At 32.9% G+C, this 15,707-nt stretch carries 17 protein-coding genes; 9 read left to right on the top strand and 8 right to left on the bottom strand.

What is annotated here, in order from left to right; translation table 11 throughout:
- Nucleotides 1-79: 79 nt before the first annotated feature.
- The 4 genes from HNQ00_RS10805 to HNQ00_RS10790 form a co-directional block, all read right to left on the bottom strand.
- Nucleotides 80-538, bottom strand: coding sequence for a sensor of ECF-type sigma factor (locus HNQ00_RS10805; protein ID WP_173838517.1), 459 nt, complete (start codon nucleotides 536-538; stop codon nucleotides 80-82).
- A gap of 47 nt (nucleotides 539-585) precedes the next feature.
- On the bottom strand, nucleotides 586-1,023 hold the full coding sequence (locus tag HNQ00_RS10800; RefSeq protein WP_173838516.1) for a hypothetical protein: 438 nt from the start codon (nucleotides 1,021-1,023) through the stop codon (nucleotides 586-588).
- 33 nt (nucleotides 1,024-1,056) lie between these two features.
- Nucleotides 1,057-1,599: an RNA polymerase sigma factor gene (locus tag HNQ00_RS10795; protein ID WP_173838515.1), complete on the bottom strand. Its 543-nt coding sequence runs from the start codon at nucleotides 1,597-1,599 to the stop codon at nucleotides 1,057-1,059.
- 65 nt (nucleotides 1,600-1,664) lie between these two features.
- Nucleotides 1,665-2,945, bottom strand: coding sequence for an SRPBCC family protein (locus tag HNQ00_RS10790; RefSeq protein WP_173838514.1), 1,281 nt, complete (start codon nucleotides 2,943-2,945; stop codon nucleotides 1,665-1,667).
- A gap of 295 nt (nucleotides 2,946-3,240) precedes the next feature.
- On the opposite strand from HNQ00_RS10790, the gene HNQ00_RS10785 reads away from it, so the two are divergent.
- On the top strand, nucleotides 3,241-5,280 hold the full coding sequence (locus HNQ00_RS10785; RefSeq protein WP_173838513.1) for a dipeptidyl-peptidase 3 family protein: 2,040 nt from the start codon (nucleotides 3,241-3,243) through the stop codon (nucleotides 5,278-5,280).
- A gap of 339 nt (nucleotides 5,281-5,619) precedes the next feature.
- Nucleotides 5,620-6,003, top strand: coding sequence for a pyrophosphohydrolase domain-containing protein (locus HNQ00_RS10780; RefSeq protein ID WP_173838512.1), 384 nt, complete (start codon nucleotides 5,620-5,622; stop codon nucleotides 6,001-6,003).
- Between the two features lie 60 nt (nucleotides 6,004-6,063).
- On the opposite strand, the gene HNQ00_RS10775 is transcribed toward HNQ00_RS10780, so the two are convergent.
- Nucleotides 6,064-7,131, bottom strand: coding sequence for a branched-chain amino acid aminotransferase (locus tag HNQ00_RS10775; RefSeq protein WP_173838511.1), 1,068 nt, complete (start codon nucleotides 7,129-7,131; stop codon nucleotides 6,064-6,066).
- Nucleotides 7,132-7,436: 305 nt separating this feature from the next.
- On the opposite strand from HNQ00_RS10775, the gene mnmC2 reads away from it, so the two are divergent.
- From mnmC2 to HNQ00_RS10760, 3 genes are all read left to right on the top strand, one after another.
- A complete protein-coding gene (gene mnmC2, locus HNQ00_RS10770; RefSeq protein WP_173838510.1) occupies nucleotides 7,437-8,102 on the top strand; it encodes a tRNA (5-methylaminomethyl-2-thiouridine)(34)-methyltransferase MnmC2 in 666 nt (221 codons plus the stop codon).
- A gap of 153 nt (nucleotides 8,103-8,255) precedes the next feature.
- Nucleotides 8,256-8,453 carry a hypothetical protein gene (locus HNQ00_RS10765; RefSeq protein ID WP_173838509.1) on the top strand — a complete coding sequence of 66 codons (198 nt, stop codon included), beginning with the start codon at nucleotides 8,256-8,258 and terminating at the stop codon, nucleotides 8,451-8,453.
- Between the two features lie 214 nt (nucleotides 8,454-8,667).
- Entirely contained in the window at nucleotides 8,668-8,865 is a 198-nt protein-coding gene (locus HNQ00_RS10760; protein WP_173838508.1) for a hypothetical protein, read from the top strand.
- Nucleotides 8,866-8,873: 8 nt separating this feature from the next.
- On the opposite strand, the gene HNQ00_RS10755 is transcribed toward HNQ00_RS10760, so the two are convergent.
- Nucleotides 8,874-9,815 (bottom strand): LysR substrate-binding domain-containing protein, encoded by a 942-nt coding sequence (locus HNQ00_RS10755; RefSeq protein ID WP_173838507.1) that lies wholly within the window; start codon nucleotides 9,813-9,815, stop codon nucleotides 8,874-8,876.
- Nucleotides 9,816-9,910: 95 nt separating this feature from the next.
- On the opposite strand from HNQ00_RS10755, the gene HNQ00_RS10750 reads away from it, so the two are divergent.
- The 4 genes from HNQ00_RS10750 (at nucleotide 9,911) to can (ending at nucleotide 13,263) form a co-directional block, all read left to right on the top strand.
- Nucleotides 9,911-10,384 carry a Dps family protein gene (locus HNQ00_RS10750; RefSeq protein WP_173838506.1) on the top strand — a complete coding sequence of 158 codons (474 nt, stop codon included), beginning with the start codon at nucleotides 9,911-9,913 and terminating at the stop codon, nucleotides 10,382-10,384.
- A 139-nt stretch (nucleotides 10,385-10,523) separates the two neighbouring features.
- Nucleotides 10,524-10,808: a hypothetical protein gene (locus HNQ00_RS10745; RefSeq protein WP_173838505.1), complete on the top strand. Its 285-nt coding sequence runs from the start codon at nucleotides 10,524-10,526 to the stop codon at nucleotides 10,806-10,808.
- An 83-nt stretch (nucleotides 10,809-10,891) separates the two neighbouring features.
- Nucleotides 10,892-12,547: a SulP family inorganic anion transporter gene (locus HNQ00_RS10740; protein ID WP_173838504.1), complete on the top strand. Its 1,656-nt coding sequence runs from the start codon at nucleotides 10,892-10,894 to the stop codon at nucleotides 12,545-12,547.
- An 80-nt stretch (nucleotides 12,548-12,627) separates the two neighbouring features.
- Nucleotides 12,628-13,263: a carbonate dehydratase gene (gene can, locus HNQ00_RS10735; protein WP_173838503.1), complete on the top strand. Its 636-nt coding sequence runs from the start codon at nucleotides 12,628-12,630 to the stop codon at nucleotides 13,261-13,263.
- A 39-nt stretch (nucleotides 13,264-13,302) separates the two neighbouring features.
- Here the strand turns inward: can and HNQ00_RS10730 are convergent, their stop codons facing one another.
- Nucleotides 13,303-14,505 carry an LETM1-related biofilm-associated protein gene (locus tag HNQ00_RS10730; protein WP_173838555.1) on the bottom strand — a complete coding sequence of 401 codons (1,203 nt, stop codon included), beginning with the start codon at nucleotides 14,503-14,505 and terminating at the stop codon, nucleotides 13,303-13,305.
- A gap of 120 nt (nucleotides 14,506-14,625) precedes the next feature.
- Nucleotides 14,626-15,153 (bottom strand): superoxide dismutase family protein, encoded by a 528-nt coding sequence (locus HNQ00_RS10725; protein ID WP_173838502.1) that lies wholly within the window; start codon nucleotides 15,151-15,153, stop codon nucleotides 14,626-14,628.
- Nucleotides 15,154-15,707 lie beyond the last annotated feature (554 nt).

Below are 15,707 nucleotides of genomic sequence, written 5' to 3'. Positions count from 1 at the left end.
AAAAGGTATTGAATATAAGATACATTGCTTTTTAAGCAATAAAAAACCCTAAAATTGCTTTTAGGGTTTTTTATTGGTCTTATTTTTTCTTCGCTCGATCACGATATTGATGCAATAGCTTTCGATTAAAATCATCTTCTGCTTTTCTTAGTAAGAGAATTTTAGTTGGACTTAAAATCTCTCTTAAGTCCTTACTGTATTTTTTTCTTAACGCATATAAATCGTCTTCATAATTCTCCATTTTATCTAATAAAGGGGCTGCTTCTTTATCTGACAAATTACTAATTGCTGCATCTGTAAGCTGCACTTTGCAAAGCGTCATTTTATCATGTCTAATTTCGTATTGCTTATCATCAAAACTATTATAAACAGGCCAGAAACGTTGCGCTTCTTTTGTGCTTAAATTGAGCTCAGACGTGATGAAAGCTACTTTCATCGACTGAATTTGTTCTTTTTTACTTTTTGAACTACTGCTTTGAGCATAAAAGCTAAAAGAGCTAAGAAGTAAAACGAGTGGTATTATTTTTTTTAAGCTCATCTCTTAATTTTTAATTGTTCTATTAATAATGCTTTATCAAGCGGTAATTATTCTATAATATAATGCTCTAAGTTACCATTGTCTACAAGAAGGTCTTCAATTGTTTCTTGCTCTAGCGTGGTAGTTGTCACGGGTGCGCTTAAATCCTCTAAATCTTCGGTTTCAAGTGAGTTGATCAGGTCATACTGACTTACATTTGTTTGATAGCTTAAGTAATTTTCTAGTGAAGCCTGATCAATTTCTGTAGAAGTTGTTGCTACAGGGCTTTGATTAAAAATAGGCAACATTAATGCAATCGCAAATATTGCAGCAATCAAACTTATAATAGTACTTCGTCTTTTATACAAAGGAATTACTTTGACAACAGCGACTTCATTTGAAGGTAAGTTCTGCATGAATTTTGCCGAAAAATCTTCAAAATAATTGTCTGGTGTCACAAATCCCGTTGTGATCTTTGTCTCGTTTTCTAGTTTAAATTCTTTCATAACATTAGTTTGACTTCAAAAACTGTAAAAGGTTTAATCTGTGGTTAAAAAGCTTTCAATTTTTTTTACGGCATGATGATAAGATGCTTTCAGTGCTCCTACAGATGTGCCCACTATTTCAGAGATTTCTTCGTATTTTAATTCTTCAAAATATTTCATTTTAAAGACGCGTTGCTGTTTATCAGGAAGTGTATTGATGGCTTGTTGTAGTTTTAACTGGATTTCGTTTCCATCGAAATAAACATCGGCTTTTAAATTAGCGATGGCATTATCTTGAACTGCTTGCGAACTAATTCCGCTCTTCTTAGCTTTTTGATTTAAAAAGCCAATAGCTTCATTAGTGGCAATGCGATACATCCATGAAAAAAGTTTGCTCTCTCCTTTAAAATTCTTTAAATTTTGGAAGACCTTTACCAAAGTATTCTGCAATACATCATCAGCATCATCGTGATTTAATACAATGTTACGTATGTGATTATACAGCGGCTTTTGATAAGTAGATAGCAGTTTTTGAAACGCTACATTTTGCGTTTTGCTGTCTAGTAATTGCTTAATAAATTCTTCTTCCTCTTGCAAGTTTGTTTTTTATATTAATTAGAATCGAATTTATCAAAAAGGTTTAATAGAGTGTAGAAAATAAGTTAGAATTCAAATTCGTCCTCTTCTGTAACCGGTTTAGGAGCTACGTCCTTTTTGGCTGCTGGTACGACTTCTTTTTCTACAACTTTTTTAGGCTTTTTAGGAACCACCTTTTTAGGCGCTGCAGTTGCGGGATTTGTGGCAGCAGCCGCTGCTGGATTTGAACTTGAGTTTACTGTGCTTCGAGTTGCAGAAGTTGCTGCGGGTTCTTGATATAACCCACCATTAGCAGGATTGGCAACAGCTTTAGGCTGCGCTACAACTATAGCTGCTGGCATAGGGATGTAAACCTCAGTAACCCATTGAGAGGCATTTTTTACTTCGTCTCTGTTTTTTGTATATACTTCAATATGTGAGATTGTAGGATTGTGCACAAAATTACTTTTGTCAAACAATGCTAGTGCCTGATCGTATGCTTTTCTATTATGTGAATTGTCTCCTATTAATGTTGCTTTAACTGCTCCGTATGCCCCTATACTAGAAGACAAGATATCACTTCCTGCACTTAAAAATATTTCATGTTCGATTGGCATACAGATTGAAATTTTTGCTAGTTGTGTCTGTGCATCATACGTATGGTAAATGATGAAAGGTTTACCTACTGTGTTGATATTATTTTGCTCGCAAAAAGTTTTAATCTTTGGGATTACAACGTTGAAATTTCTGTTTATTTTGCTAATTTCAGATGTAAACGTTTGACTTAAGTAATAAATTGCGGGTTTTTGCACCACACCATCAACTTTTACATTAAATGTATTTACTTCATAATCTAAGGCTTTATCTAAGTTAATTAAGCTTTTTTCATATAAACTCCCAATCACTCTATTGACACCACCATTGAGGGCTGCATAAATTTTCATTTTAAAACTCATCTTACCTTCTGTGCTCCACGTTACCTTAGTACCGCCTATGGTGTCTTTAAATTTCCAAGAAACTTTCGAATCTGAACCATCATAATTCATTTTTTGAGCAATACTATCGTTAGCTTTTGCAAATAATGTGGCTATTTTTCCGTCCCCATCTTTTGATTCCCATGAGTACGAAGCGCCTTGTCCTATTGTATTTGCGGCATAGTTATAAGAAGTCGCAGGGTCAGATAAGGTCCAAGAACCAAAGTCACTCCAGTTTTTTAAATCATTTACATAGTTGAAAACGACCTCTTTAGGAGAATTAATAACTTTACTTCTCTCTACTTTAAAATCCCCTTTTTGAGTGGCAATAAATATAGACAGTGCTACAACGCTAAGTAGTAATAGAAGAAAAATATATTTTAGAATTCTCATGATTAGGTATTTGTTTTCAACGGTAAAGTTAGAGATTTAATTAATATGCTATACGAACCGCTATAAAAAATATAAAGTAGCTACAATAATGGTATAATTTTTCTGTTCAAAATTTTTCAATATTGGGTACTGTTCTTATTAAAGTGCTATTAATCGAATACAGAATGCAATTAAGAATCATTTAAAAATATGAATTCTGTAAAATGTAGCGCTCAAAACGATGCTGTTTTATTGTTTGTTTAAAGATTATGTATATTTGTGATTAATAATTTATTGAAATTTAAATAACATATAGATGAAATTACAAAAAATAGCTGGTTTTCTATTGACTGCAGGACTTGTTGCTGCATGTAATACACAAAAACCTATTGCCGAATCAATGGCCAAATCACAGGATGCTAAGGCGTTTGATTTTGTTGTAGAGCAATTTGCTGATATTAAGGTGTTGCGCTACCAAATTCCAGGTTGGGAAAACCTAACTTTAAAAGAACAAAAATTAGTGTATTATTTGACGCAAGCAGGAACTTCAGGGCGTGATATTATGTGGGATCAAAACTACAGAAACAACTTGAAAATTAGAAAAGCATTAGAAAATATCTATCAAAATTATAAAGGGGATAAGACGAGTGCAGATTGGGCCGACTTTGAAGTGTATTTAAAAAGAGTTTGGTTTTCTAATGGAATCCACCACCACTATTCAAATGAAAAAATCAAACCAGAGTTTACTGCCCCTTATTTTGCTAGCTTAATGAAAGCGACAGACACAACACTTGAGGCGGATGTTGTTGCCGTACTATTTAATGACGTGGATACTAAAAAAGTAAATCTTGATGAATCTAAAGGGTTATTAGCAGGATCTGCAATAAACTTTTATGATAAAGGAATTACTCTTAAAGAGGCAGAAGATTTCTACGCTAAGAAAACGAATACTGATCCTAAAAAACCACTTTCATACGGATTGAATTCTAAACTGGTTCGTAATGCAAATGGCGTATTAGAAGAGAAAGTTTGGAAAAGTAACGGAATGTATGGAGCAGCTATAGATAAAATTATCTACTGGTTAGAAAAAGCTAAGTCTGTAGCCGAGAATCAAAAGCAAGCAGATGCTTTAGGATTACTTATAAAATACTATCAAACTGGAGATTTAAAAACTTGGGACGACTACAATATTGCATGGTTAGGCGCTACAGAGGGTAATATTGACTACATCAATAGTTTTATCGAAGTGTATAATGATCCATTAGGGTATAGAGGTTCGTATGAAGGCGTGGTGCAAATCAAAGATTTTGATATGTCAAAAAAGATGGCCGTGGTTTCTCAAAGTGCACAATGGTTTGAGGATAATTCTCCGTTGATGCCAGAACACAAGAAAAAAAATGTTGTAGGGGTTTCATACAAAACAGTTATTGTAGCAGGTGAGTCTGGTGATGCCTCTCCTAGTACGCCTATTGGTGTAAACTTACCAAACGCTGACTGGATACGCGCAGAGCATGGTTCAAAATCGGTTTCATTGGGTAATATTATAGATGCTTACGCAAATGCAGGAGGCAAAGGCAAATTACAAGAATTTGCTAATGATTCAGAGGAAATTGCTTTGGCTGAAAAGTATGCTGAAATTGGAGATAAGTTACATACTGCTTTGCATGAAGTAGTGGGGCATGCCTCTGGACAAATTAATGAAGGTGTAGGTACGCCAAAGGAAACTTTGAAAAGCTATGCCTCAACATTAGAAGAAGGTAGAGCTGATTTAGTAGGTTTGTATTATTTATACAACCCAAAAATTCAAGAATTAGGACTTGTTGATGACTGGAAAAAGACAGGAATGGAGTCATATGACAGTTACATCCGTAATGGATTAATGACGCAGTTAGTTCGTTTAGATTTAGGTGCAAATATTGAAGAAGCGCACATGAGAAACCGTCAATGGGTAAGTGCTTGGGCTTTCGAAAAAGGTAAAAAAGACAATGTTATCGAAAAAATAGCTCGCAACGGAAAGACCTATTTTAATATTACTGACTACGTAAAATTACATGCTATCTTTGGGGATTTACTACGTGAAGTACAACGTATTAAATCAGAAGGGGATTATGAGGCTGGAAAAGCTTTAGTTGAAAATTACGGAGTAAAAGTGGATCAAAAATTACATGCTGAGGTATTAGAGCGCAACAAGCAGTTTGCAGCAGCTCCTTATAGCGGATTTGTAAATCCAGTCCTAGTTCCAACAATGGATACGAAAGGAAATATTATTTCGATAGCAGTAGAGCAGCCAAAAACTTTTGAAGAGCAAATGCTTAACTACTCTAAGAATTTTAGCTTCTTGCCTTTAGAAAACTAAAAATCCTTACATTTTAGAATATAAAAAGTCCGCCATGAGCGGACTTTTTTAATGGTAACAAATGGATTGTTATCGTTTAAAGAATATCTTGATAATAAACAAAAGACCTATGAAACCTAAAAAGGCTAAAAGGACTTTGTAGTTACCTTTGTAAAATGATTTGTGAGTATTAATGTCTTTTCTATAAGCGATTGTCGTAGCAATCACAAAAGCAATAAAAAAGCAAGCCGCAAAAATTAATTGTCCTTGACTAAACATAATGTTATTATTTTTTGCAAATTTAAGTAAATGTTTCTCAATAGTTGCTAATTTGCAGTTCCATTTATTAAAATAAAAAAGATGCAAAAACAAATTAAAGCTGTCAAGGAATTTCATACCGCATACAAGTTAGGATACAGTGCAATTCCAACTGCTAATCTAAGTGAGGCAAAAACTAATTTGCGTTTTGAGCTTATGAAGGAGGAAAATGAGGAATATCTTGAAGCTGTAAAAAATAATGATTTAACTGAGATTGCTGATGCGTTAGGAGATATGATGTATATCTTGTGTGGAACCATTATCGAACATGGGTTGCAGGATAAAATGGAAGCGGTTTTTGACGAGATTCAACGCAGCAACATGAGTAAGTTAGGGGAGGATGGGCTACCTATATATAGAGAAGATGGAAAAGTATTAAAAGGACCCAATTATTCTAAACCAGATTTCACTACTATTCTTAAATAGTAAAAATAAAACGGGCTTCTACAATTGTAAAAGCCCGTTTTTTATATATTAATGTAGCAACTATACCTTTACAGTCCAACCAAAAGTATCTTCGGTAAGTTTATTTTGTATGTTTGTTAGTTTTTCTTTTAATTGAGAAGCATACGTATGTGCAGGTTTAGGTAGCTCATAATAAACATCTTGGTATGAAAATCCTGAGATCGGACTTATAACTGCGGCAGTTCCAGCACCAAAAATTTCTTGAAGTGTTCCATCTTTTGCAGCAGCAACAAGTTCTGCTACTAATACTGGTCTTACCTCTACATTGATTCCTTCGCTTGCAGCTAATTCGATTAAACTTTTACGTGTGATTCCGTCTAAGATTCGCTCACTTGTAGGTGCTGTATACAAAGTATCTTTAATTCTAAAGAATACATTCATTGTACCTGCTTCCTCCAGTTTAGTATGCGTAGTGTCGTCAGTCCAAATTACTTGTTGGTATCCCTCTTTATTAGCTAAACTTGTTGGGTAAAATTGTGCAGCATAGTTTCCTGCTGCTTTTGCAGCTCCAATTCCACCATTTGCCGCTCTAGAAAAATGCTCAGCAATTAATACTTTTACTTCTCCAGCATAATATGCTTTTGCAGGAGATAATAAGATCATGAATTTATAGTTGTCAGATGGATTTGCCATTACACCTGTTCCTGTAGCAATCATAAAAGGCCTAATGTATAGCGAACTTCCGTTACCTTTTTTTACCCACGCTTCTTCTAATTTAAGTAGCTCATTTAAACCATTCATGAATACATTTTCAGGTACTGAAGGCATTGCCATACGTGAAGCAGAATTATTAAATCGTTTAAAGTTTTCTTCAGGTCTAAAAAGCCATATTGCATTTGCATCGTCTTTATACGCTTTCATACCTTCAAAAATAGCTTGACCATAATGAAAAACACGAGCAGAAGGATCTAATAAAAAGGGTGCGTAAGGTTTGATAACCGGAGTTTGCCACTCTCCATTAATGTAGTCGCATTCGAATAGATGATCTGTAAATACAGAACCAAAAGTTAAATTATCAAAATCTACATCTTTTATTTTAGTAGTCGCTGCCTTTGTAACCTGGATTTGCTGATTTTGAGTGGTACTCATAATAATATTTATTTGTTTAGTTCGTAGTTTGGGTTATAGTATGGGACTACGGCAGCTAACTTGAAAAACTGCTTTTGTCTAAATGCAAAATTAAGTAAAAATCAGTAAAATACTTGCTAAAACGACATTAAAAAGTAGCTTTATCTGTGTTTTGTTTATATTATAACAAACTAATATAAATTACTACGTTTTATGTTAATTCTGTACTATAATCAGGCTAATTTTAAAGTAACTATGATTGTTTTTAGTTATTTTTGAGCGCATGTAAGTGCCGTTTTGTGGCTTACGTATTTTAAATTATTATTTTGAAAAGAGAAATTATACAAACATTAGATGGTTCGACAACCATACATATTCCAGAATGGAAAGAATCTTACCACTCAAAACATGGCGCAATCCAAGAGGCAAATCATGTGTTTATAAAAAATGGGCTATCGTTATTTGAAGGTAAGGCTATTGCTATAATGGAAATTGGTTTTGGAACAGGCTTAAACGCTTTTATTACCTATTTAGAATCAAGCAAGCTAGGTCAAACTATAAACTATGTAGGGGTAGAAGCATTTCCCGTTTCAAAGGAAGAGCTCACTGCAATGAACTACGTAGCAGAGTTAGAAGTGCCTGAGCAACAATCAGTTTTTGATTTAATGCACCAGTCAGTTTGGGGAGAGCAATGCAACATTGATTCCCATTTTAAATTAACAAAAAGAAAACAGTTCTTTGATGATATCGTAGATCAAGACTGCTATGATTTAATCTACTTTGATGCTTTTGGTTATCATGTTCAGCCAGAATTATGGAGCACTGAAATTTTTAGAAAAATGTATGCTTCATTAAAGGATAATGGTGTTTTAGTTACTTACGCTGCGCGTGGAGTGGTTAAAAGAAGTATGCTAGAGGTGGGGTTTACAGTAGAGAAATTAGCAGGCCCTCCTGGAAAAAGAGAGATGTTTAGAGCTACTAAGAAAATTTAGGAATTCTACATAAAAATTTATGTTTTAGCGATTTAATTTATCAGAATATAATATTTATCAAAAAATAACGTTAAATTCGTACCATACATTTTTTAAATGGTCTATTTTTACTCCATACAAAATCATATAAATAACCTGAAATTCTTTTTTATTATGTCTAAAGTAATGTTTGATTATACGAAATCTATATTAGAGAGAGTAAGTTTTGATCCTATTCTATTTTGTAAAGAATTAGAAAAAGCTATTAGAACTTTACTGCCATATGAAATTGAACAATTAAGAGAATGGTTATTCGACTTCACTGTTGAAAAACCAGAATTGAAACAATGTTTACTGATCGTTAATTCATAAAAAAAGGGAGCTCATTTGAGTTCCCTTTTTTATTGGTACGTGATTTCATTTCAATAAAAATCTAAATTTAGATTACAGATCAAGTGTTATAAATTGATTTGATCGTCATTCGTCTATACTTAACAGTATTTTGGCTTTTTTTTTCGAATAAACTAAGAAGTTATAACTAAGTTTATAAGGTCGAAAGAATACTAACATTTTAAGAAAAAATAATATGTCTAGATTAATTTATTTTTATACAAAGGAATCACTAGAAAAAGCACGTCTTAATCCTGAGGAGTTTACCAAAGTATTGAAAAAAGCGATCAAAAATTTACTACCGTATGAAATCGAACATTTAGGAAATTGGTTGCATTTTTATACTAGTAAAAACCCAGAATTAAAACCTTGTTTAGTTCACGTTAAAAAATAGTTTCTTCGTTACTTCTTTGGTAACGGACTAATCACCTCCACATTTTGAAACACTATTGCACCTTTTATAACTCCTGCAATTGTACTTCGTAATGCATCAATTATTTGAATTTTTAGTTCGCTCTTAGGGTAAATCAAGCTCACTTCTCTAGCTGGTTTGGGCTCTTTAAAATGGCGCAATTTTAATTTGTCAGATTCTTTTAAATCTAAGGTATGCAGGAACGGCAATAAGGTAGTTCCTAATCCTTCATCTGCTAATTTTACTAAGGTTTCAAAACTTCCGCTTTCGATCTGGAAATGGGTAAACTCATTTTTTGGATCGTTTTTGCAAAGGTTTAAAATGCCATCTCTAAAACAGTGACCATCTTGTAATAATAATATTTCATCTGGATTTAAATCTGACACTTCCAGTTCCTTCTTGTCAAAATGCTCGTGACCTTCTGGGATGTATGCCATAAATGGCTCAAAGTATAAGACAATCTCCTTTATTTTATCTTCTAGTAGTGGAGTAGCAGCAATGGCGGCATCTAAATGTCCATTGTTAAGTTTGATGATTATCTCCTCAGTATTTAACTCTTCTATAATGAGTTTAACCTTTGGGTATTTTTTTATAAAATTGCTTAAAAACATCGGGAGTAGGGTAGGCATAATTGTAGGAATGATTCCTAATCTGAATTCTCCACCTATGAACCCTTTTTGTTGTTCTACAATATCTTGAATGCGATCTGCTTCATTTACAATATTCTTAGCTTGGTTAACAATCTTGTGCCCTATTTCGGTTAATTGAACGGGCTTTTTCGTTCGATCAAAAATTAAAATACTCAATTCATCTTCGATCTTTTGAATTTGCATACTCAATGTAGGCTGTGTCACAAAACACTTTTCTGCTGCTAAGGTAAAGTTCTTATGTTCTGCTACAGCTAAAACATATTTGAGTTGTGTTATCGTCATGTATAGTATTTTTTGATACAAATATAAAAACAATCAATTTACATTATAGTGTATATAGCTCTTAATTTTCATAAATTTGTATAAAACAAAGCGATATGAAAACGAATATATTAGGATTACCAGTAAAAGAAACAGAAGCAACAGTAAAAGAATTGAATACGTTATTATCAAATTTTCAAGTCTACTATCAAAATCTAAGAGGTATTCACTGGAATATTAGAGGGAAACGCTTTTTTGATTTACACGTAAAATTTGAAGAACTGTACAATGATTCACAATTAAAAATTGATTTGATTGCTGAGCGTGTATTAACGTTAGGAGGTACACCATTACATACCTTTGAGGATTACATAGCAAACAATCAATTGACCGTAGGTAAAAATATTTCTAATGATGAAAAAGCTATTCACTTAATAGTGTCCTCTTTATCATCTCTACTTAAAATAGAGCGCTCCATATTAGATCATGCTGGAGAGATCAATGATGAAGGTACAAACAGTATGATGAGCGATTTTATAGCTGAGCAAGAAAAAACAATCTGGATGATGCAAGCTTGGTTAGAGGAATAAACTAGCTTTATATAGTAAATACATAAGCCACAAATAGTTGAAATTATTTGTGGCTTTTTTTGTTTTGAATATGTTAAATTTTTATAAATTTAGTAGTACATTTTTTTAATTTACTGACTTATACTATATTTTTGTAGTAATGAAAATAATCGCTCGTATATTTTTACTTCTATTTATTGCTTTTCTAGCTGTGCCACCTATCGTCACAATTATAGAGAAGTCTTGCGATACGTCAAAATATTTCAGTCTTTCAGAGGAAGAGCATACTCAAAAGGAAGTTAAAGTTTTTGCTTATTCTCAAGATGCAGTAAGTAGTCACGTGATAACAGCAGTTAGTAAAACAAGTCTCATACTATCAGAGAACTTATCAAAGCACGATAGAATTACCCCTAGAATATTTTCTCCGCCTCCGGATATTGCATAGTACATACCGTTTTTTATAAATTTAAACATGAATTTGCATATCTTTATGCAACAGTGTTTTATATATTAATTATCTATTGTATTATGACAAAGAAAATAAATCTTTTTGCCAACCTTAAATCTGATTTTGCATCTGGTTTAGTGGTTTTCTTGGTGGCGCTACCTTTATGTTTAGGAATTGCATTGGCCTCTGGAGCCCCATTATTTTCAGGTATTATATCTGGAGTTATCGGTGGTATCGTTGTGGGGTATTTAAGTAAATCTCATTTAAGTGTTTCTGGACCTGCTGCAGGTTTGACCGCTATTATCTTAACAGCCATAACTGATTTTGGTGCTTTTGATATTTTCCTTACGGCGGTTTTAATTGCAGGTTTTATTCAATTAGCTTTAGGATTCATTAAAGCAGGTAGTATTTCAAATTACTTTCCTACAAATGTAATTGAAGGTATGCTAGCCGGTATTGGAATAATTATCATCTTAAAACAATTACCACACGCTTTTGGTTACGATGCTGATTTTGAAGGGGATCAATCGTTTGTTCAATCAAATGGTGATAATTCGTTTTCTTCTTTATTTGAAGTGTTTAATCACGTCCAGCTAGGAGCAATTATTATTACAGTTGCCTCTCTTATAATTTTGATTTCTTGGGATAAAGTACCGTTTTTAAAACGTTTAAAACTTGTTCCTGGTGCTTTGATTGCAGTAGCGTCAGGGATTTTAATCAATCAATTTTTTATTAGTACAGGTAGTGATTTAGCTATTTCTAAGGAGCACTTGGTTACCTTACCAGTTCCTACTTCATTTGAAGAATTAAAAGGAATTATTGTTACTCCTAACTTTTCTGGCTTTACCAATCCTAAAGTTTGGTTAGTGGGATTAACTATTGCTATCGTTGCATCTATCGAAACATTGCTTTGTATTGAAGCTTCTGATAGAATGGACGAGCAAAAAAGGTATACAGATACTAATGTAGAGTTAAAAGCGCAAGGTATTGGTAATATTTTAAGTGCGTTACTAGGTGGTTTGCCTATGACATCTGTTGTAGTGCGTACCTCTGCAAATAATGCGGCTGGAGCCAAATCAAAGATGTCGTCTATTATTCATGGTGTTCTTTTGTTAATTAGTGTATTAGCAATTCCAGTGATCTTAAATATGATTCCATTAGCAACATTAGCTACGATACTAATCTTAGTGGGTTACAAATTAGCAAAACCTGCAACATTCAAACATTTCTGGGAAAAAGGAAAATACCAATTCATTCCTTTTATTGCGACTCTAGTAGCAGTAGTAACTACCGATTTATTAAAAGGTGTGGCGCTAGGAATTGTTATTAGCATTATTTTTATATTGAAAGGAAATTTAAAAAGAGCATACAGTTTCAAGAAAGAAGAGTACGTTGATGGAGATATTATTCATATCGATTTAGCACAAGAAGTTTCTTTCTTGAATAAAGCGGCTATAAAAAGTACGTTAAGCGAAATTCCTGAAAATTCTAAAGTTATCATTAATGCGCAGGATACCGTTTACATTGCACATGATATCTTAGATTTGATCAAAGAATTTAAAATAACACGTGCTGTTGACGAGAATATCAAAGTTAAATTGAAAGGATTCAAGAAAGCTTATGATTTAGAAAACAGCCCTGAAGTCAATAATCATGTTACTTTTGAACATTATTATGATGTTGCAAAAAGACAAATGGTGAAGAAGGAAGTTGTTGAAGACGAAGTAAAAAACTAAAAAAATACAATTGATTGGTTGCATTTATTGTTAAGTAAATGCAGCTGTCAATCAAAAACTAACAATAAAAAAGACACAAAATGAGCGATTTTTATAAAAAAATATTAGATAATAATAAGGAATGGGTAGAGACAGCATTAGCTAAAGATCCTAACTTTTTTGCAGATTTAGCTAAGGGGCAAACACCGCCATTATTATGGATAGGATGTTCAGATAGTCGTGTACCTGCAAATGAAATCATTGGAGCTAAGCCTGGTGAAGTTTTTGTACACAGAAACATTGCAAACATGGTTGTACACTCTGATATGAACATGCTAAGTGTACTTGATTATGCAGTTAATGTCTTAAAGGTAAAACACGTAATTGTTTGTGGCCACTATGGTTGTGGTGGTATAAAAGCTGCTATGGGAAATCAATCGATTGGAATTATCGATAACTGGATTCGCCATATTAAAGATGTGTACCGTTTACACAATACGTATCTAGATGCTATTGAAGATGAAACAGAGCGTTTTAATAAATTTGTAGAAATAAATATTAAAGAGCAAGTATTTGACTTGTCTAAAACATCTATTGTTCAAGCTGCTTGGAAAAGTGGTCAAGACTTAAGCATTCACGGATGGGTTTATGGTTTGAATTCTGGTTTTGTAACCGACTTAGAAGTAAATATAAGTTCGAATACAGATTTAGATGAAGTATTCCAATTGCAATTTTAAATATTAAATGAAAAAGCCACTTTATTAAGTGGCTTTTTTTTATTCGTTTTCGTCCCAATTTTCATTAAACGCCGAAGGCAGCATTTTTGGAATAAACTTAATTAGTATGGGAAGCAATAAACTACCTCCAGGTAATAGAAATATAGTTAATGAAGGAACAGATTTGCAAATATCTAATAATTGCTTTTTAACCTTTTTCTTTTCTTTTTCGTCTAAATCTCTTCTGGTGGATAATGCTAGCAAAACCATCAATTCTTTACTTTGAACGATCTCTTTTACAAGTCGGTTCTTATTGCGAGTAATCAAAGTAATCACACTTTGTGTCGTCTGGTCATAAAAATGTTTAACAGGATTGGAATAGTTAAAATAGGCAATATCTTTTTTATTTAACGATATAAAAGAATTGGTACTATCAATGCTTTCAGTAACAAAATCGTCTGACACTGCAACTGATTGAGCAACCTTATGTAAAAAATAAGCCTCTTCGTTTTCTATTTTTCCATCGCTCCACAAAGCCATTCCTGCCATATCGATCAGATAATATTTCTCTAATTCAGAGGTAAAGTAACTCAAATTTAAATGTTCTAGATTTTGAACATTAACTTTTGAAAACTTACTATAACGTACTGATGCCTCAAATAGCTTGATGAGCAAATCATCATAATTAGATTTTTGAGTTTTTGTTTTAAGGGATAATGAAACTAGGCTAATAACCGCTTCTTCTATCTTCTTTAAATATTTTTCTGGTATTTCACCGTGAATCAGGTATTGTCTAAAGGCTAAGATATCTACAAATAGCAGTGCATTAGTCATAATGTGAGAGAAGTTCTTACTTATAATGTCAATATTAGTTTGAACACGCTCATCAATAATTTTCTCCAGGTTTAGCGAGGCGGTACCATTAGGTAAAACTTTCTTAAACAAGTTGAATCCCTGCGGATGCATCTCATTGTAAAAATCGACTGCTTTATTTATAAAAGCGGTAGCATTATTTTCTTGTGATGTTAATTTGTAAACAGCATGTAAGGTATTCAATAAAGCAACTTTTGGAATCTCATTTTGAACCCATCCTTTTGTTTGTATTGGTGTAGTAGTTTCAAACGAAATTACGTGTCCGTATATGAAACCTGTTTGTCGAATCTTATAATAAAAATCTTCAGGACTGCTAAAAACTGTTTGAGGAACAGTACTTTGCATGCTAAAGTATTTTTCGATCCAGCCTGATGCTGATGGATTAATCATTGTGGTTATTTGAGGTGACAAAGCTAGTTATTTTTATCGCTTTGTTCATTAAATTTAAATTAAATAAGCATACACTATTTGTAAACAGCTAGTGTACGCTTATTAAAGTATTGGGCAAAATTATTTTATAATTGCAGAGCAAGCTACTCTAGCTCCTGCATCTCCTGAAGGTTGCGATACAAAATCATCTGTTCCTTGGTGCACAATCAATCCTTTTCCAAGAATATCTTTTGTAGGATCACCTGAACCAATATTCCATTCATTAGTAGTCATGGTTATCATTCCGTTTCCATTAGCGTCAGCTGTGAAATTTCCAATATCTCCTTTGTGGTACTCACCAACACCCCATTTTCCATGCTTTTTAAAAGTAGGGTTCCAGTGTCCGCCTGCTGAACTTCCATCTGCAGCTGAACAGTCTGATTTTTCATGAATATGTATTGCATGCACGCCTGGTTGCAATCCTGCTAGCTTTGCGGTGAAGGTTACCATACCATTTTTTTCTACAAATGTTGCGGTACCAGAAACGTTGCTGTTACTTTTGGATTCAAAATCAATTTTTAAGTTTTTTGTATTAGCCGAATCACTATTTGTTTTACAGCCTACTACAACAGCTGCTAATATCATACAAGAAATAATTATTTTTTTCATGGTTTAAGTTTTAGTTATAAAAGCATAAAATTAGGGATTATAGTGGTCATGTTTTATCAAAATTTTTAACAAAAGATACAACATTATGATGTAGTTGCTTTTATCTAATGTTGTAAAAGTATCTTGCGGTCATTATTTTGGGGCTCAAAACGGCAAGCTTATTTGGCAAATAAAAAACTGCATCACTAATAATTTTAGTGTTTCATTGACTATTTGCTTGATAGATTGAGTAATCCAACATAATGAGCTGTTTTTTGTCAATTTTTGTTAGTTTTGCAAACCAATTTGCAATTTTTTTGATTCTTTATTTTATTTCTGTTTTAAAATGTAATACAATCAAGATAGCGATAAGTTGCAATATTTTCAAAACTACAATGGCTTTTGTCATTCAATTTTCACTGGAACTCTTTACAGGGTTCTTAGCGTATCATCAATTATTTTATGATGATTACTCAGTGAGCTAAATTTATTTTTAGCAATTAAACATCATTTTTGGGTTTGGTTTTATATTCTAAAGCAGAATTGAGCAGACTATTTTTAATACTGTGAACAAG

The organism is Flavobacterium aeripolare (assembly GCF_013294025.1).
Taxonomy (GTDB): domain Bacteria; phylum Bacteroidota; class Bacteroidia; order Flavobacteriales; family Flavobacteriaceae; genus Flavobacterium.
The sequence above is the reverse complement of the archived record's forward strand: the minus strand, read 5'-3'. Positions and strand labels throughout refer to the sequence as shown.